This window comes from Lentisphaerota bacterium, from assembly GCA_016873675.1.
GTDB lineage: Bacteria > Verrucomicrobiota > Kiritimatiellia > RFP12 > JAAYNR01 > VGWG01.
The window spans coordinates 1-19169 of record VGWG01000001.1 but is presented as its reverse complement, the minus strand read 5'-3'; the positions used below and the strand labels follow the sequence as shown (position 1 = coordinate 19169).

The window sequence follows — 19169 nt, the reverse complement described above, 5'->3', positions numbered from 1 at the left end:
ACAACGAGGAGGCTATATGCCGATTGAAATGACGGTGCGACACGTGTCCGTGAATGCCGGGCTTCAGGAACAGGCCAAGGCCAAGGCCGACGCCTTGATCGAGGAGTTTCCCAAGATCGAGTTTGTCCATGTGATCCTCGACCAGCAACACAAGGCGTATGAAGTCGAATACATCGTGCAGCACAAGCACGTCTCGCAGATGAGCGGCAAGGCGTCTGATGAAAACCTTCTGACCGCCGCCGACAACGCCTACACCAAAGTGTGGCGTCAGTTGCGCAAGCATTACGACAAGGTCGCCGACTCCCATCACGAACGGAGCACCATCCGTGAGCCGAAAAACGGCTAAGACTGAGCCCCTGAATCCGGCACCCGCCAGACGCCCCGGCCTGCGGCAGACGCCGCGCCGGGACGTTCCCGCGTGCGCCGCGTCAGCCACAGCCCCGACGCCCCCGGCCCGGACGCATGGCGGAGCCAACGTCGTGACCGTGGGCGCGTTTTATGAACGCGGCCGCGAACGGCTTGGCTTGCGCCTGGACGTCGGCGGCGGCGGCTTGGCGCATGTGATCGAGGAGCCCGTGCTGTACCGCTGCGGGCTTGCGCTCTCCGGATTTTACGACTTCTTCGCGTTCCGGCGCATCCAGTTGATCGGCTCCGCCGAACACGCCTATCTTGCGGCCATGCCCGAACCCCGGCGGATTGCGGCGCTGCAACGCTTGTTCCAAGCTGGCATTCCCTGCGTGATTTTTTCCGGCGGGCTGCCCGCCTTCCCCGAGACCTCGAAACTGGCGGACAGCCTGAATGTGCCGGTCTTCCTCACCGCGATGACCACGCTTCGGTTTACCTCTCAGGCGACCCTACTGCTCGAACATCTGAGCGCGCCGCGCCGCAAAGTTCACGGCACAATGATCGAGGTCGCCGGATTGGGCGTCCTGATTGAGGGACCTGCGGGCATCGGGAAGAGCGAGACGGCGCTGGGGCTGATCAAACGCGGCCACGCCCTCGTGGCCGACGATCTCACCGAGCTGCGCCGGGACGCCGACGGCGTCATCCACGGGGCGGCGGTGGCTGTGACCCGCCACTACATGGAAATCCGAGGCATCGGCATCATTTATGTTCCCGCCCTTTTCGGGGTTGCTGCGGTCCGGGGTGAGAAGGCTCTCGATCTGGTGATTACGCTCCTGCCGCAAAGAGAGGGGGAGCACGATCTCGACCGCAGCGGGGACCAGAAGCGCACCCGCGAGCTGCTCGGCGCAAAGATTCCTCAGTTGATCATCCCGGTGGCTCCGGGGCGAGATCTAGTTAATATTGCGGAAACCGCCGCAATGGAGTATAAGTTGAAATTGTCGGGGCAGGTGGCACATCGCGACCTCGACGAGCAAATCAAGCGGCATCACACAGGGAGTGGAGTATAGGCGTGTCAAAAGCAAATGGTGGAAAAAGCGAAACGCGCGAGCTGGTTTTGCTGAATAAATACGGGATGCATGTCCGGCCAGCCGGGTTGTTTGCCAAGATGGCGGCTCGCTACAACGCCGACGTCCAGGTGGAGAAGGACGGCGACGTGGTCTCGGGCCGGAGCATCATGGCGCTCATGACGCTGGAAGCGACCTGCGGCACGGTGCTGCGCGTGTCGGCAACCGGCCCTCAGGCCGTGGATGTGCTCGACGAGCTGTCGGCGTTAGTGGCACGCAAATTTGACATACCCGATGAACAGTAGCCCCGCCAACCCGCCGCCGCGAGACGGCGCCTGCTTTGAGGGCATCCCGGCTGTTTCCGGCCGCGCCAGCGGCCCCGCGTGGGTGGTTCATGCGCGCTTGGACGAAATCCCTGATCGCACTATCTCGCCGGATAAGATCGATGCTGAAATCTCCCGCTTTCATCTGGCCATCGCAGTCACCCGGCAGCAGATTCTCACTCTGGTTGAAGAGGTATCCCGGCGCATCGGCCCGAGCGAAGCCGCTGTGTTTGACGCCCATCTGATGGTGGTTGATGACGGATTTCTCAAATCCTGCGTGGAGAAACTGATCCGAGAACGCACCGCGTGCGCCGAAGTGGCTGTTCATTGGGTCGCCGAGGAGTTCAGCGCCAAGTTCGCCGCCATGCACGACGCCTACCTGCGCGAACGGAGCGCCGATATCCTGGACATCGGCCGCCGCATCCTGCGCAACCTGATGGGGGTCTCGGAAACAATCCCCGCCGCGTTCGACCGACCCCACATCATCATCGCAGACGACCTCACCCCGTCCCAGACGGTCGGGCTACCGCGCGACGGCGTTCTGGGGCTGGTCATCGACCACGGGAGCGCCACCTCGCACACCGCGATCATCGCGCGCGCCCTCGGCATCCCGGCGGTCGTCGGCCTCAAGCACGTCTCCTCCGAGGTCCGCTCCGGCGACGAAGTCTTGCTGGACGGGTACAAGGGTACGGTCATCGTGCGCCCGACGCCCGCCGAGTTGACGAATTTCAGACAGGTATGCGCGATACACCGCAAGGCCTCCATCGATTGGCAGCGGTCGCGCAATGTGCGGGCGGAAACGCCCGACGGCCATGGGGTGACCATTCTGGCAAATGCCGACCATACCTCCGATCTATCGCAATTGGCGATGCCGGGAAGCGAAGGCATCGGCCTGTACCGCACCGAGTGTCTGTGGATGCAACTGGGGCGGGAACCGGACGAAGATGAACAAACCGAGGCTTACCGAGCCATCGCGCGCGCCATGACCGACCGCCCGGTGGTCATCCGTGTGCTCGATCTCGGTGGCGATAAGGTTTGCGGTGCGACGTCCACCCAGCCCGAGGCCAATCCGTTTCTGGGGCTGCGCTCGATCCGTTATCTGCTCAAGGAGCCGGAGGTGTTCCGCAGGCAACTGCGCGCGATTCTGCGCGCGAGCGCCTGGGGCGATGTACAAATTATGTATCCCATGATCTGTGACGTGGAAGAACTCCTCGCAGCCAACGCCCTCCTGGAACAGTGCAAAAAAGAGCTTCACGCCGAAGAAGTCGCGTTCAAGGAGTCTATCCCCGCAGGGGCCATGGTCGAAATTCCATCGGCCGCGCTGACGGCCCATATTCTGGCCCGTCATGCCGACTTCCTCTGTCTGGGCACGAACGACCTGATCCAGTACACGCTGGCGGTCGACCGGGTGAATGAGACCGTCGCCTCGCTCTACCAGCCGACGCATCCGTCCGTGCTGACCCTGATCCGCCATACGGTCAAGGCCGGCTTGCGCTACAAACGGCCGGTCAGCGTCTGCGGCGAGATGGCCGCAGACCCGGCCCTGGCCCTTTTATTGATGGGCATGGGCGTGAACACGCTCAGCATGACACCGACCGCCATACCCGAGGTCAAGCACGCGATCCGAAAAACCCGCTATGCCGAGGCAACCAAGCTCGCCCGCGGTATCGCCGCACACGCCTCAACCGCTGCGGATGCTTTGCGGATGTGTCGCGCCCTCCTCCATCGCACCGCACCGGAGCTTCTGACATGAGGGTTCCGTACCGAGGATTGAGCGTATGAGCAAAGCCACGAGCAGGCCCCCAGATGCGGCCGCAGAACGAACCCGAAAAACGATTGTCGGCGCCGTCCACCCCGATGTGCTCCGTTTCACGGTCGGCAAAGATCCGGTGCTCGACCTCGATCTGGTCGAGTGGGACTGCATCGGAACGGCCGCGCATGTGCGGACACTCGAGGCGATGCCGGTCACGCCCGCCATCATCTCCCGCCAAGACCGGGAGGCCGTGGTGGGCGAATTGGTTCGCGTGATGCGCACGGCCCGCGAGGGACGGTTTGCCATCACCGAAGCCGATCAGGACGTCCACCTGGCGGTCGAGCGCCGCCTCACCGAAACCCTCGGCGATCTGGGGCGGCGCGTGCATACGGGGCGCAGCCGCAACGATCAGGTGGCCGTGGACATCCGGCTGCACGGCCGTGAGCAGCTTCTGGGGCTGATCGTGGAAACGGCCGAACTGGCCGACGGCCTGTTACGGTTCGCGCGCAAACACGAGCGGCTGCCGATGGTGGGACGCACCCACCTGCAACCGGCCATGCCCAGCACGGTCGGGCTGTGGGCGTCGGCCTATGCCGAGGCGCTGCTGGACGATCTGGTCACGGTCGAGGCCGCCTATACCTACAACGACCGATGTCCGCTCGGCTCTGCGGCGGGCTATGGCGTGCCGCTGCCGCTTGACCGCGCGCTGACGGCGAGGCTCCTCGGATTCTCCGCTGCGCACCACAACGTCTTCTACGCCAGCAATGCGCGGGGCAAGTGCGAGGCGATCACGCTGGGCGCGCTCACGCAGGTCATGCTGACCCTGTCGCGGCTGGCTGAAGACCTGATCCTCTTTTCCATGCCCGAATTCGGCTACTTCATCCTGCCAGCCGAACTGTGTACCGGCAGCAGCATCATGCCGCAAAAGTACAATCCCGACGTGCTCGAACTGATCCGAGCCAAAGCGGCGCGCCTCCTCGGTCACAGCACGGCCGCCTGCGCCGTGATCAAGGCGCTCCCTGGCGGCTATAACCGCGATCTCCAGGAGACCAAGGAGCTCTATCTCGACGGCATGGCGACAACCCGCGCAACGGTGCGCATCCTCTCGGTCATGGCCCGTTCGCTCACCGTGCGGGAACAGCGGCTGCGTGAGGCGTTCTCGCCGGGCGTGTTTGCCACCGACCGGGCGCTCGAACTCGTGGCGAACGGAATGCCCTTCCGCGACGCCTACCACCACGTCCGCGCTCACCTCGATGAGCTGCGGACCGCCGACGCCGATGCGGCCGTGGCCGCCAAAACACATCTCGGCGGAACCGCCGGCCTGGATTTCGCGTGGCTGGCCGGTCGCGTCCGTGCAACCCGCGCTGCCGCGATCAAGCGCCGGAAGGCGTCACACGCAGCCCTCGCACGTGTGCTCGGCGTCGGCTATCCCGGTTTGGCCTGATTTCTGCTTTTTTGCGACTTGGAGGTTTTTCGATGACACGAACGATCCTGTTAGGCGTCTGCGCCACCCTGCTGATGCTGACCGCACGCCCGTGCGCGCGCGCCCAGACGGCCGAAGGGCCAGCCAGCGGCGCGTTCGCCGATGCCGCCGGCAGCGTTGGGGGGCTGGGCCCCGTGTTGATGCCAGTGCCGCAGAGCGGCATGTCGATCCGCGATGCCTGGCGGTGCGGTGGCTGGATTATGTGGGTGCTGGCGGGCGGCTCGGTGATCGGACTCGCCCTGATCCTGTATCTGTTCGGGACGCTGCGAACCAGCCAGATGGCGCCGCCAAGCCTCTTGAGCGAACTGCTCATGCACGTCAAGTCCGGCGACCTGGCGACGGCGCGCCGCGCCTGTGAGGTCCGTTCCAGCCCGCTGGCGCGCATCGCGCTGGCGGCCTTTGACCACCTGCGCAACACGACCGCTTCGGAACCGGCGCTCCTGCGCGCCGACGTGGAAGCGGAAGGCGTCCGACAAGCCGAGGCCATCCAGGGCGAGACTCAATTGCTGCTTGATCTGTCGGTTATCGCGCCGATGCTCGGGCTGCTCGGCACGGTGATGGGCATGCTCAAGGCCTTCGGATCGGTTGCCACCGATGTGGCCAGCGCCAAACCGGTGGTCCTCGCCGCGGGCATTTCACAGGCCATCGTGACCACGATTTTCGGCCTCCTCGTGGCCATTCCCGCCATGGTGGCCTACGCCTATTTTCGCCGGCGCGCATCCCGTCAGATCGCCGCCCTCGAGGCGGCATCAACAGCTCTGGTGACCGCTGTGGCAAGCAGGTTTGAGCGATGAACTTTCGCAAACGCGTGGCGGCTGAACTGCCGCAGTTTCAGATTACGCCCATGATCGACGTGGTGTTCCTGCTCCTATGCTTCTTTGTCACGACTGCGGTCTTCTCGCAATGGGAATACGAGGTTGACATCGTGCTTCCAACCAGCACGAGCGGTAAGCTTCCCGACCGGCTCCCCGGCGAGGTGATCGTGAACGTGAACCGTGCCGGCGCCATCACGGTCAACAGCAACGTGCTGACGCCCGATGATCTGATCAACCGGCTGGCGCGGCTGGCGCGGCTGTTTCCGGGCCAGCCGATCGTCATCCGGGCCGACCGCGAGACCGACTATCAGCATGTGATGACCGTGGTCGACGCCTGCCGGCAGACGGACATCTGGAATATCTCGTTCGCGACCGGAGAGGCCGATGCGAAGCCGTGAAACTATGCCCCGCCGCCATCGCCGCATCATGCGCCTCGCCCTGTGCGCAGCCGCACTCTGCGCCTGCGGTCTCGCGGACGCGGCCGACGAGGTGATCGGCGCGACCGATCGCCGATTGCTGGCCGATGCCCTTTTTACGCGTGGCATGCACGAACAGGCCATGCAGGAGTATGCCGCGCTCGCGGCCATCCCCGCCCTGGAGGAGCGCGATGTCGTGCTCTTCCGCTTGGGCGAGAGCTGCCGTCGGCTCAACCGAAACGCCGACGCTGAACACGCCTACGCCCGGCTGGTGAAAGAATTTCCGAAGACCGCTTTTCGAGCGCCGGCCCAAATCCAGCGGGCCTTGCTGGCAGCCGGGGAGACGCGGTTCACGGACGCAGCGGCGCTGCTCACCCCGTTTGTTGAGGATGCGGCGGTGCCCGCAGACCTCGCGCCGGTGGTCCTCCAGACCCTCGCCGACATTCTGGAACGCGGCGGTGACGCAGCGGGCGCGCTGGCCCGCTACGACCAGATCCGAACCCGCTTTCCCGACAGCGAATTCGCCGCGCCGGCGGCCATCCGCCAGGCGTATGCCTTGGCGCAGTCGGCGAAGCCAGCGGACCTGGCGCGCGCGATCGAACTCTACCGCGAAGCCGCCGCTCGCGCGCAGACGCCGCGTGTCGCAGCGGAGGCGCTGTTTCAGCTCGGCCAGTCGCTGGCGTCCGCAAATCCGCCCAAAGCCGCCGCCGCCTTTGCCGAACTCCGCGAGAATCACCCCGAGGACCTGCGGACGCGGGACGCTGCCCAAACTGCCGCCTGGGCATGTCATGACGCCGCTCAGTTTGAGGCTGCTCTGGCGTGGATCCCGGCCGACGGCGGCCTCCCCGACGAACGTGAGTCGTTCCAGTACATCCGCGCGAATGGCGCGCGACAACTGGGGCGCCTCGATGACGCAATTGAAGCCTACCAGGCGTTCGTCCGCGATTATCCCAAAAGCCCACGCCTGCAGCGGGTCCGTTACGAAACGCTCCTGACGCTCGCCCGCGCCGGCCGCCACGCTGATGTGCTGGCCGCAGCCACTGGGTTTGATCCCGGCACCGAGTGGGCGGCAGATGTCTTGTGGCTCCAGGCGGAGTCTGCCGCCGCGCTGAGAAAAAACGATCTGTCTGTGGCGTTCTACACGAAAGTGACCGAATCTCATCCGAAGCACGCGTTGGCGGGCGATGCCTGGATCCGCATGGGCTGGCTACACCACGATCATCAGGCGTGGCGTCAGGCGGCCACAGCCTTCACGCAGGCCGTCACCCGCTATCCGGCACACCCGCAGGCGGCTCAAACCCTCTACGCAGCCGGGGTCTGTCTCTCGCGCGCTGGCGAGTCCGAGGACGCACTGGCTCGCTGGCGGAAACTTCTGGTCAACTATCCGTCCTATGACAGCCCCGATGAGGTGTGCTTTCAAATCGCGATGGAGCTGCTGCGGTTGAAACGCGATGCCGATGCCCTCCCCGCGCTTGACCGTCTGATCACCCGGCATGCGGCGTCCCAGCGTGCCGGCGAGGCGCTTTACTGGCGCGGCGTGTTGCGACAGCGGCAGTCCGACGGCGCTGACGGCGCCATCGCCGACTTCCGGGCGGCGATCAAGACCGGTCTGCCGGACGAGCGACTGCGAGATGCGCGGCTGGCGCTCGGCGCGCTGCTGCTGCAGCGCCAAGGCGCCGAGGAGGCCGCGACCGTCTTTCAGCCCCTCCTGGACGCATCGACACGCGACGCGCTGCCGCCCGACCACCTCGCTTGGCTGGCCGAGTTCCATTATTCACGCGGCGCGTTCGCCGAGGCGGAGCTCGCCGCGCGGACACTGGCGGGGGGAAACCACGGCCTTCCTTGGACGCAGACGGGATGGGCGCTGCTGGGCCGGGCGTTGCGGGCCCAGAAACGCGCGCCAGACGCCATCGATGCCTACACGCGCGCGGCGGCGGTAACCGCCGACACCCCTCATCTGCCCGAAACCCTGCTGCGCCTCGGCGAGCTGCTCGTCGATGCCGGGCGGTTGGATGAGGCCGACACGCGCTTGCGCGAGGCGGTGGCCAAGACGTCCGCCCCGGAATGGCAGGGGCTGCGGGCCCATGCGTATGCCGGTCTCGGACGCTGCGCCGAAGCCCGCGATCAAAAAGAGCTGGCGCTCCGTTATTACCTGAGTATCGCCCTGCTCTATGATGATCCCGTCCTGGTTCCTGCGGCGCTGGATAAGGCCGCTAGCCTGCACGCCGCCCTCGGCCACCCCGCCGAGAGCGAGGCGACCGGCCGTGAATTGCTCGAACGCTATCCCGAAAGTGCGCAAGCCAACGTCTGGAAGGCGCGACGGTCCGCGAACCCGGAGAAAGGAAAGGACCATCCATGAATAGTCCCCAGGGCTTCGTCCATCGGCGTCCCTGCCGCGACAGCCACTGGGTTCTCGCGCTGGCCACCCTGCTCCTCTCCGCTTTCCTCCACCTCCTGTTCCTTTCCTTCATCGCGGATATGCGCCTGGACGCCTCGGATCTGGTGGAACGGGTGCGGGCCAAACGAGAGGCGCCTCCTCCGCTGTCGCCGCCCTTGCATGTCGAGCGCCTGCCACACGACCCGTTCCGATCCTCCTCTGTCGAACGGCCAGATCCGTCGATTCACGCGCCGGACACCCCGCTGGAGAAACCGCCGCAGCCGGAACTGGTCTCGCCGTTGAGGCCCGCAGACAGGGGACAGGCGGCCGACACGGTGCCGGCGTCCGTCTACCGCGACGCGATTGCGACACGGGAACCGATGATTCCCCGGCAGGAGGTCATCGCCGTCTTGCAAAAACGGATCGACGACCGGCTCGCGGCCATGAAACGGCGCGAGGTGTCGCTCATCGAACGGCGTCCTGAAGCACCGGACTTTGCGCCTGCCGTGGATGCTGCACACCGCCGATTTGAAGGCGGCACGGGTCTCCGCCCCACCACTGTCCCCTTCGGCTTCGGCGGGATCGAGGCCGGCCGTCCACCACCCGGGTCGGATGCGCCACACCCCTCGCGTCCGAAACGCCTCGCGAACGAGACGGAGGAGGACGCTGCTGCCCTCCTGAGCGAACGGCTCGCCGAACCGCCCGGAAAAGCGCGGCACTTTGTCGCGCTGGATGACCGATTCGCCATTGAATTTCACACCTATCGCAACCCGCAAGAGGGTGGCCGCATCTACTTCCGCGTCGCCATCCAGCCGCGTGCCGACACGCCGATGCCGGTGCTCCCCAAAGACCTGCTCCTGGTCCAGGATAGCTCGGCCAGCCTGGCCGAAGAGCGTCTCTACTTCAGCCGTCTGGCGCTGGCCGATGCGCTCACCCAGCTCGGACCCGCTGATCGCTTCAACGTGCTCGCGTTCAGCGACCAGAGCACGCTGTGCTTCCCCGAGTGGGCGCCCGCGAATGAGACGAACCGGGAGACCGCGCGCACGTTCATCGGCGCCTTGCGATCAACGGGCGAAACCGACCTCTTCGGGTCCCTGCGTCGGGTGCTCGATCTTCCGCGTGATCCGGAGCGCCCGATGGTGGTGGTGCTGGTGACGGACGGACGGCCGACGGCCGGCACGCTGGCGAGCACGGAGATCATCGGCACCTTCACCAAGCTCAACGACGGCGCGCGCTCGCTCTTCGGCTTCGGCACCCATGCGCGGGCCAACACCTACCTGCTCGACCTGCTCACCTACTGCAACCGCGGCGAGACGCGGCTCAACCGCGCCAGCCGCTGGACGCTCCACAAGGAGATCACCAACTTTGTGGCGAGCGTGAGGCAACCGGTGATGCACGACATCCGCTTTGCGTTTGACTCGGCCTCTGGCAGTGAAGTTTATCCCAAGCAGACGACCAACCTCTACGCCGACCGGCCTCTGGAACTGTACGGCACGTGCGGCGGCGATGTGCCGAAACTGACGTTGCAATTGCGCGGGCGGGCGGGCGGGCGCGATTACGACGCGGTCATCCGGCTCGATGTGACGCGTGACGCGCAGGCCGGCGATGCCGTGTTGCGCGCGCGCTGGGCGTGGCAGCGGATGTATCACATCGTCGGCCTTTATGCCCGCGATCCCAAGCCGCTTTACCGGAGGGCCATGGAGCGCCTGAATGAAGACTATGACATCCCGATCCCCTATGGGACCGAGATGGGGAGATGACCATCATGCTGGCGGTGTCTGATCTGAAAGTCTGTTACGGCGCCGTCGAAGCGGTTCGTGGGGTCTCTTGGCGCGTGGCCGCAGGCGAGACGCTGGGCATTGTCGGATCGAGCGGGTGCGGCAAATCCACGACCGTGCGGGCGGTGGTCGGACTGGTGCGGCCCTCGGCGGGGGAGATCATCTTTGACGGCTGTCCCTGCCACGCCATGACTGCGGCCAAACGGCGGACGTTCCGGCGACGGGTACAGATGGTGTTCCAGGACGCCCCCGGCTCGCTGAATCCGAGGATGACGGTACGCGCGATCCTGACGGAAGCGTTGACCGTACACAGGATGGTGACCGGCCGCGCCGGGATTGAAGCCCGGTGCCGTGAGCTGCTGGAACAGACCGGGCTCTCCGACGCCGCGCTCGCCCAATATCCCCGCGAGCTGAGCGGTGGACAGTGCCAACGGGTCAGTCTGGCGCGCGCACTCGCCGTGGAACCGCAGGTGCTGCTGGCCGACGAGCCGGTCTCCGCCCTCGATGTGTCGGTTCAGGCCCGAATCATCAACCTGCTGCGCGATGTACAGCGACGCCTCGGCCTGGCTCTGGTGCTGATCGCCCACGACCTCGCGGTGGTCCGCAATGTGTGCGACCGCGTGTGCGTCATGTCCGACGGTCTGATCATCGAAGAGGGATCGGCCGCCGCCGTGATCGGCAATCCACAGCACGAGCAGACCCGAATGCTGATCGCAGCCGTGCCGAGAATTGGCATCATGAAGTAGCCGATAGACAATTTTGTATGGACACTGTTGCAGCTATGACAGTATTGTCATTCGATATCAAGTCGTTAATTTCTCTATCTTGCGGTCAATTCCAAGCGTGATCCATTTGAATGCTGGTTTTTTGCGCGACGCGCACGCCCGCCTCCCGGCTGCACGTGTTCTTTCTTCCTGTTTTGGCACAGCGTGTGCTAAAGTCCTTACGACCGCGCGATGACCCGTGTGGGGGCACGACGATTAACCCTAGGAACACAACCATGACAACCAAGAACAGTGCAATGAAGGCCAAGGCGGATCAATTCGGCGAAAACGTCTTCAGCTTGAAGACCATGCGCAACTATCTTTCGGAGCGGGCGTACAAATCCCTGGCCTCGACAATCGTGAACGGATCGGCCCTGAATGCGGTGATTGCCGATGAGGTGGCCGACGCCATGAAGACGTGGGCGCTCGAGAAAGGCGCGACGCACTTCACGCACTGGTTCCAGCCGTTGACGGGGATCACCGCCGAGAAGCATGACTCGTTCTTCATGCCCGACCGCGAGGGCGGGATATTGGCGCAGTTCTCGGGCAAGGAGCTGATCCAAGGGGAGCCGGACGCATCGAGTTTCCCGTCGGGCGGGCTGCGCGCCACCTTCGAAGCGCGCGGCTACACAGCTTGGGATCCCACCTCGCCGGCGTTCATCAAAGATTTTGAAGGCGGTTCGGTGCTCTGCATACCCACTATCTTCTGCGGCTACTATGGCGATGCGCTCGACAAGAAGACGCCCCTGCTCCGTTCGCAGCGCGCGCTGTGCGAGCAGCTCGATCGGATGGCCAAGCTCTTCGGCATCGAATGCACGACCCACGCCTACGCCACCCTCGGCCCCGAGCAGGAGTACTTCCTGATCGATCTCGAATTCTTCAAGGAGCGCCCCGATCTGATCCAGTGCGGACGCACCCTTTTCGGCTGCCGTCCGGCGCGGCATCAGCAGTTGGAAGACCATTATTTCGGCAACATCAAGCCGCGGGTCATCAGCTTCATGGCTGAGGTTGACAGCGAGCTGTGGCGTCTGGGCGTGCCCGCCAAGACCCGCCACAACGAGGTGGCACCGGCGCAATTCGAGCTTGCGCCGGTCTTCGAGGAGCAAAACTTGGCCGTGGATCACAACATGATCACCATGATGGTGCTGCAAGAGGTCGCCGCGCGGCACGGGCTGGCCTGTCTGCTTCATGAAAAGCCGTTCGCGGGCGTCAACGGCTCGGGCAAGCACAACAACTGGGCGGTCTCGGGCCCCGACGGCAAGAACTGGCTGTCCCCCGGCTCCACGCCGCATGACAATGCGAAATTCCTCACCATGATCGCCGCGATCATCAAAGGCGTCGACACCTTCGCGGGATTGTTGCGGGCGACCGTCGCCACGGCCGGCAATGACCACCGTCTCGGCGCCAACGAAGCGCCTCCCGCCATCATCTCGATCTTCCTCGGCGAGCAGCTCACCGATATTTTCGAGCAGATCGCGAAGGGTGGCGCCAAGTCGTCGAAGCACGCGGGCGTGATCGAGCTGGGCGTCTCAACGATTCCGCAGCTCCCCCGCGACGCGACGGATCGCAACCGCACCTCGCCCATGGCCTTCACCGGCAACAAGTTTGAATTTCGCGCGGTTGGCTCGAACCAGAGCTGCGCCGGAACCAACGTCGCCTTGAACGCCATCGTGGCCTGGGCGCTGGACGAGATCTGCACCGAGCTGGAGGCCTCGAAGGCCAAGGGCGGCGACTTCAACGCCACCCTGCAGAAGGTGTTGAAGGCCATCGTCCAGAAGCACAAGCGGGTGCTGTTTGACGGTGACGGTTACAGCGACGCCTGGAAGCGGGAGGCGGCCAAACGCGGACTGCCCAATCTCACCTACACCCCGGAGGCGCTCAAGGAGCTGCTCAAACCGGACGTTGTCGAGCTGTTCGAGACGTACAAGATTCTCTCCAAGCGTGAACTCCACTCCCGCTACGAGATCTATGCCGAGACGTACGTCAAGACCATCGCCATGGAGGCCGAGTGCGCCCTGCGGATGGCCCGGACGATGATCGCCCCCGCAGCTATCGAATATGCCGCTCTGCTCGCAAACGGCGCCAAGGGGCCTGCCGTCACCAAGCTGAACAAGCGGGTCCAGACGCAAATAAACGCCCTGCTCGCCGCCTGTGACACGCTGGAGGCAGTGGTCAAGGGCCACAATTCCGCCAAGCAGATCGCCGCCATCGGGGCTGTCCGCGATGCGTCAGACGCATTGGAAAACATCGTCCCCGAATCGCTCTGGCCGCTCCCCGGCTACGGCGAGATGTTCTTCCTGCTGTGAGCAACCAGGTTGTCAAGCATCCTGTCCTAACCGTTGGGCGTGATGCAATGAACGATCATCGCATCTGATAATTCCCGATCTTGCCCCACAGGCACGCTCGTGGTATTGTGTACGTTCGTTCTCGGCGGATAGTCCGCCGCACGACACCCTTTGCGAGCCCACCGATGAAAATTGTCATTGCCTCTGACCATGGCGGTCTTTCCGTGAAAACCAGCGTGGCTGAGCGTCTGGCCGCCCGTCATCTGGAGTTTGAGGATCTCGGAACGTGCTGCGCAGGCAGCGTGGACTATCCCGATCTGGCCGTGCAACTGGCGGAGCGGATGGTTGAGGGGCGGGCCAGCCGGGGTGTGCTGATCTGCACCACCGGCATCGGCATGTCGATCACGGCGAACCGATTCAGCGGCATCCGCGCCGCCTTGTGCGCCACCCCGCAGCAGGCCTTTCTTGCACGCAGCCACAACAACGCCAACGTGCTGGTCCTCAACGGGCAAGCCAACCCCGCCGTGAATGCTGCCATTCTGGACACCTGGCTCGACACCCCGTTCTCCGGCGATGCCCGCCATTCCCGCCGAATCGCCAAACTCGAACGGGCCGGTCGGCTCGCCGAGATCGCTCATCTGGCCCAGGCCGACCCCGAGATTCACGCGGCCGTTGTCGCGCAGATCGGACAGGAAGACGCGACCATCAATCTGATCGCCTCGGAAAATACCGTCACCCGCGCCGTGCGCGAGGCGTCGGGCAGCGTCCTCACCAACAAGTACGCCGAGGGCTACCCCGGCAAGCGCTGGTATGGCGGCTGCGGACCCGTCGATGCCGCGGAAAATCTGGCCATTGAACGGGCCAAAGCCCTGTTCGGAGCGGACCACGCCAATGTGCAGCCTCACTGTGGCAGCTCAGCCAATATGGCGGTCTATTTCACGGCGCTGAATACGGGCGACACCATCCTCGCGATGTCGCTCGACCAGGGCGGACACCTCACCCACGGCAGCCCCGTCAATTTTTCGGGCAAGCTCTTCACGATCATCGCCTACACCGTTTCGCCCGAAACCGAGATTCTGGACTATGACGCCATCGCGCAGCAGGCGCTCGCCTGTCGGCCAAAACTGATTGTGGCGGGAGCCAGCGCTTATCCGCGCATCCTCGATTTCGCCCGTTTTAGGGCCATCGCTGATGCCTGCGGCGCCCTCCTGATGGTGGACATGGCGCACATCGCCGGCTTGGTCGCGGGCGGTGTCCACCCCTCGCCTGTACCTTTCGCCGACTTCGTCACCACCACCACGCACAAGACCCTTCGAGGCCCGCGCAGCGGCATGGTTCTGTGCAGGGGCGCCTACGCTCAAGCGCTTGATAAGACCGTCTTCCCGGGACTCCAGGGGGGGCCCCTGCAAAATATCACCGCCGCCAAGGCGGTCTGCTTCGCTGAGGCGATGCGCCCTGAATTCAAGGCTTATGCCGCCCAAGTCGTCGCCAACTCCCGCACCCTCGCCGCGACCCTGACCAGCCGGGGCTTCCGCCTCGTCTCGGGCGGCACCGACAACCACCTGATGCTCGTCAACGTCGCGGCGAGTGGACTCACGGGCAAGGCGGCCTCGGCTGCCCTTGACGCCGCCGGGATCATCTGCAACAAAAACGCCATCCCGTTCGACACTCAAAGCCCCTTCGTCACCTCGGGCATCCGCATCGGCACGGCAGCAGCAACCACCCGCGGCATGGGCGGCGCCGAGATGACCCGCATCGGAAACTGGATCGCCGACATTCTCTCCAACATCGGCAACACCGCCATGCAGGGGCGCATCCGCGACGAGATCGCCGATTTGACCCGCCAGTTCCCCGTACCGTGAAACTCGTGAAAGGAGCCTGATGAAACGTCTGATTGATGCCCTGCTGATCCTGACTGCCTTGTCCGTGGCTGGATGCTTCAAAAACCGCGAGGCCCCGCGCCGTCTGGTTATCTGCACCACCCTGGAAGCTGCGGTCGCGCAGCGCGACGGGGTTGGCGAGTTGGACCTGCACGGCCAGACGTTCGACACGTTCCCTCCGGAAATCGCCACCTTCTCCAAGTTGGAACGACTGATTCTGCGTGACGCCCGCATTGCGACAGGCTTTGATCCGATCGCCGGAGCCCGCAGCCTGCGGATGCTCGACCTCTCGGGAATGCATCTCGCCGAAATCCCAGCCCCCGTGTTCGCCCTCTCCGGCCTTGAGCACCTCTATTTCAGCGGCAATACCGCAACCAACCTCACGGGCGATTTTGCCCACCTGCAATCCCTCACCTACCTCAATCTTGATCGGACTCCGCTCGAGGCCCTTCCCGAGTCCATCGGCGCGCTCGTCCGCCTCCGCTGGCTCCGCCTGAACAAGACCCGCCTCGCCAGCCTCCCCGAAAGCGTTGGACGCCTCATCGCCCTTGAACGGCTCTACGTGAGCAACGCCCTGTTGTCCGAGGTTCCATCAGCCGTCAGCACACTCACCCGGCTGGAGGATCTGTCGCTCAGCGGCAACCCGATCAGCGCCTTTCCCGACTGGATCGCCACTTTGCCCCGCCTGCGTAACCTGGACCTCAACGATACCCGCATCGCCGCGCTTCCCGCCAACCTTCAGTCGATGAAGGCGCTGCGCACGCTTTCCCTCTCGCGCTGCCCGGTTCCTGCTGCCGAGAAGGTCCGTATCCGCGAGGCTCTCCCCGCCTGTCACGTCATCTTTTGAACACCGGTCACCGGAACCGTATGACCTTCACACCCCTGGCGATTCCCGACGTCATCCTGATCACGCCGCGCGTGTTCAGCGACAGCCGCGGGTTCTTCCTGGAAACCTTCCAGGCGTCCACGCTGCTCCAAGCGGGCCTTCCTGTTGACTTTGCGCAGGACAACGAATCCTGCTCGCGGCGCGGCGTGCTGCGCGGCCTGCACTACCAGCTTCCGCCACACGCCCAGGGCAAGCTGGTTCGCGTCGCCCGCGGCCGCGCGTGGGATGTCGCCGTCGACCTCCGGCCCGGGTCGGCGACCTTCGGAAAATGGGCCGGCACCGAGCTTTCGGCCGTCAACCACGCCATGCTCTGGATTCCGCCCGGCTTCGCCCACGGCTTCGTGGCGCTGGAGGACGACACGCTCTTCCTCTACAAATGCACCTGCCCCTACTCTCCCGAAGCCGAACGGGGAATCCGCTGGAACGATCCCGATCTCGCCATCGCCTGGCCCGGCGACGTCTCCTGCGTGTCGGCCAAGGATGATGCCCTGCCGCTGCTGCGGGATGTTCGGGAAGCCTGAGGCGCGCGTGCACAAACCTCCGGTTTGTGCACGAGAGGATTCAGGGTTCGGGGATCCACCGGTACCAAGCAGTCAGATGAAACCGGGCGTGATCCCGGAAAACGAAACAGCCTCGTCACACGTGACGAGGCTGTTTCGTTTGATTCCACTCGGGAATACGCTACGGCGTTACCACACGCACCCGGTAGAAGCCTGCGGGGCGATTGTGTCTGTCCGTCCCCAGATCAAATGCGCCTGCCTTCTCCTTCGATCCCACCTCCGTCACCGGGATCCAATTCGGTGTTGCCAACGAGTCGGTCCGCTCCAGGACATACGTCACGGGTTGAGCGAGCGTGGTCGTCGACAGCGTGCCGACGGCATCGGGATCAGACATCAAGGTCCAGTTCAGTTGGTTGTCAGCGTCTAGCCCGGTGATATGCAACTCATCGGTGGCCGTTGCCGACAGACCCAGATCGAACTCCCGCTTGTCGTTCAAGCCATCACCGTCGTAGTCTCCGTAAACCGAGCTGCCTGTGACGAGACCCAAGACTCCCAACCAATCCGGGCTGACCTTCTCGTCTCCGGACTCGCCCACCACAAGCGGCGTGATGGGCCCACCGGCCGGAATTCCGGACAACCCACCGCTGACGGCGTATTCATACGCATCTGCGATCCGGTCCTGATCCGTATCGGTGTACATAATGGTCAGCGGAACGAGCGGCGCCTGATTGAGCTTGCCCGCCTGGATCATTACCGGCTGGAACCAGAACTCCGGGTTCACGTCGATCAAGCGGTAGTAGCCCCATGATTCCCAGATCGCGCGGGCATTGTCTGTATTTTGATCGATGTAGGCCGCGACAAAGTAGGGCTTCTGATTCTGCAGCCCGTTCAGCGTCACGATCTGCGGCAAGGTGTTCACGTTGCTCAACGTCCGCTGCACGACCGGCAGGTCGTTGAGCGAAGCGGTTGTGAACGCCTGCACCCGGATGCGAGCATTGGGCGGCAGATAAGGCGCGGCAATCTCAACCCTGATGCTCCCCAGCCCCGTGACCGTGTCGCTCAGGTTGACCCGCACCGTCTCGCTGCTCGAATACGCGCTAATGCTGCTGGAATAGGTCGTCCCATCCGTGAAGCCCGTGACCAACCGGGGCTGGAACGCACGCACACGCCACTGGAATGCGGCATTCGTCAGCACCCCATTGCCTCCGTTCAGCGCCGGCACGATGTCACCCCAGTGAATCGGCGGCGACCACACGCGCAAACCGTCGGCGTTGCGCGACGGCGGCGCGGCGTTGGTGCCCGAACTGTACACCACCACAGGGGAGGCGTTCGTCGTCAGGATCTGCAGTTCGAACGCCGATGCATAGGTGGTCATGGTCCAGCGGAACTCCGGCCGTGGCGACGTGACAACCGCCCCGCGCGGATACTCCGCGACGGGCGTCGGCAGCGTTGTGCCCAGATAGTTCAGGGCGAAGTAGTTGGTGGTGCTGACGTTGTTAACCCTGAGCTCGTACGTGCTTGTCGTTCCGATTGGATAGACTGGCATGCCAGAGATCCGCCCATCCCAATCCAGACCCGATTTACCGCCGCCCACCGCTGCGTTGGGATCCAGGATGTCGCCCTCGTGGATCCAGTTGCGAGGTCCTTTGATATACTTGAAGAAGACCCGCGTGAATATGGGATTTGTTCCACCCAATCCGCCCCACGTAATACGGCCGATGTCAACGCCGTGCGAGCCCGTTCCGGTCACCGCCGGCAACTTCATACGGACAAACCCGTTGATCGGGGCGTCGCTGAGGGTGAAGGCCATCGCGTTCTTGTCCCAGCCCACATCATACGGGAAGCGCTCGGCCAAGCCGGCCGGCTCGCCCGGATCCCACTCTCTGTTGCCGCTCAGGTCAATGAAGGCGAAGAACCAGTTGCTTCCCTGACGCAAACGTCCGACTGCGGGGACGCTGTTGGTCGAGATCGTAACCGGGAAATACTCCGGCGCGTCCATCTCGAAAATCGCGTCCGGATCGCCATCCATCGCCCGACGGCTGTAAGCCAAAACCACCAACGACCCGTTTTTGAACAGTCCGGGGTAATGGAAGGTGAATGCGACCTCGGGCATCGGCACGCTCGTCGCTTCATGAGCCTGGTCGGGCCGTGTCGTCAGCCCGGACTTTGAAGTATAGCGCGCCTCGGACCAGTTGTCCCATCCGTCATCATCGCGGTCCATGTGGGAATCGTACACATCCGAATTCGCATAGTAGGGATCGTAGAGATCTTCCCACCAATCCTCGGTGTAATCCCCATCCTTGTCGACGAATGCGTTATCGGGGTCATCCACATCATCCTCGTCACCGCCGCCATCCAGATCGAGAATCGGAAGCTGTGCTGCATACGTGACGTCCGTCCCGCGCACACCGGCATAACGCCAGCCGTCAAACGGATCGAGGCCGATGCGATGGGTGCGGTCTTCAACCCAGACGCCGCCGTCATTTCCGAGGAAGAGTCC

14 protein-coding genes are annotated in these 19169 nt (G+C 64.1%); all 14 read left to right on the top strand.

The genetic code is table 11. The features are described from left to right. Positions 1 to 16 precede the first annotated feature (16 nt). The 14 genes from FJ222_00070 to rfbC all read left to right on the top strand — a co-directional run bounded on the left by FJ222_00070 (position 17) and on the right by rfbC (position 16690). The gene (locus tag FJ222_00070; GenBank protein MBM4162834.1) at positions 17 to 346 is read left to right on the top strand and encodes an HPF/RaiA family ribosome-associated protein; all 330 of its coding nucleotides are present in this window, start codon (positions 17 to 19) and stop codon (positions 344 to 346) included. Continuing rightward, positions 282 to 1412: an HPr(Ser) kinase/phosphatase gene (gene hprK / locus FJ222_00065; GenBank protein MBM4162833.1), complete on the top strand. Its 1131-nt coding sequence runs from the start codon at positions 282 to 284 to the stop codon at positions 1410 to 1412. Before FJ222_00070 ends, hprK begins: the two co-directional genes overlap by 65 nt. A 65-nt stretch (positions 1413 to 1477) precedes the next feature. Beyond that, entirely contained in the window at positions 1478 to 1714 is a 237-nt protein-coding gene (locus tag FJ222_00060; protein ID MBM4162832.1) for an HPr family phosphocarrier protein, read from the top strand. Then, positions 1704 to 3485, top strand: a complete 1782-nt coding sequence (gene ptsP / locus FJ222_00055) for a phosphoenolpyruvate--protein phosphotransferase (GenBank protein MBM4162831.1) — start codon at positions 1704 to 1706, stop codon at positions 3483 to 3485. The genes FJ222_00060 and ptsP overlap by 11 nt, the downstream gene beginning before the upstream one ends. 25 nt (positions 3486 to 3510) lie before the next feature. Beyond that, the gene (gene argH, locus FJ222_00050) at positions 3511 to 4929 is read left to right on the top strand and encodes an argininosuccinate lyase (GenBank protein ID MBM4162830.1); all 1419 of its coding nucleotides are present in this window, start codon (positions 3511 to 3513) and stop codon (positions 4927 to 4929) included. 32 nt (positions 4930 to 4961) lie between these two features. Next, complete coding sequence (locus FJ222_00045) at positions 4962 to 5762, top strand: MotA/TolQ/ExbB proton channel family protein (GenBank protein MBM4162829.1); 801 nt, start codon at positions 4962 to 4964, stop codon at positions 5760 to 5762. Then, positions 5759 to 6181, top strand: coding sequence for a biopolymer transporter ExbD (locus tag FJ222_00040; GenBank protein MBM4162828.1), 423 nt, complete (start codon positions 5759 to 5761; stop codon positions 6179 to 6181). The genes FJ222_00045 and FJ222_00040 overlap by 4 nt, the downstream gene beginning before the upstream one ends. Then, the gene (locus FJ222_00035) at positions 6168 to 8558 is read left to right on the top strand and encodes a tetratricopeptide repeat protein (GenBank protein ID MBM4162827.1); all 2391 of its coding nucleotides are present in this window, start codon (positions 6168 to 6170) and stop codon (positions 8556 to 8558) included. Before FJ222_00040 ends, FJ222_00035 begins: the two co-directional genes overlap by 14 nt. Continuing rightward, positions 8555 to 10336, top strand: coding sequence for a VWA domain-containing protein (locus FJ222_00030; GenBank protein ID MBM4162826.1), 1782 nt, complete (start codon positions 8555 to 8557; stop codon positions 10334 to 10336). The genes FJ222_00035 and FJ222_00030 overlap by 4 nt, the downstream gene beginning before the upstream one ends. Beyond that, entirely contained in the window at positions 10333 to 11100 is a 768-nt protein-coding gene (locus FJ222_00025) for an ABC transporter ATP-binding protein (GenBank protein MBM4162825.1), read from the top strand. The genes FJ222_00030 and FJ222_00025 overlap by 4 nt, the downstream gene beginning before the upstream one ends. Positions 11101 to 11354: 254 nt before the next feature. Next, positions 11355 to 13424 carry a glutamine synthetase type III gene (locus tag FJ222_00020; protein ID MBM4162824.1) on the top strand — a complete coding sequence of 690 codons (2070 nt, stop codon included), beginning with the start codon at positions 11355 to 11357 and terminating at the stop codon, positions 13422 to 13424. A gap of 164 nt (positions 13425 to 13588) precedes the next feature. Further along, positions 13589 to 15265, top strand: coding sequence for an RpiB/LacA/LacB family sugar-phosphate isomerase (locus tag FJ222_00015; protein MBM4162823.1), 1677 nt, complete (start codon positions 13589 to 13591; stop codon positions 15263 to 15265). Positions 15266 to 15284: 19 nt separating this feature from the next. After that, positions 15285 to 16130 (top strand): leucine-rich repeat domain-containing protein, encoded by an 846-nt coding sequence (locus tag FJ222_00010; GenBank protein MBM4162822.1) that lies wholly within the window; start codon positions 15285 to 15287, stop codon positions 16128 to 16130. A 20-nt stretch (positions 16131 to 16150) separates the two neighbouring features. Then, complete coding sequence (gene rfbC, locus FJ222_00005; protein MBM4162821.1) at positions 16151 to 16690, top strand: dTDP-4-dehydrorhamnose 3,5-epimerase; 540 nt, start codon at positions 16151 to 16153, stop codon at positions 16688 to 16690. The last annotated feature ends 2479 nt before the right edge of the window (positions 16691 to 19169 follow it).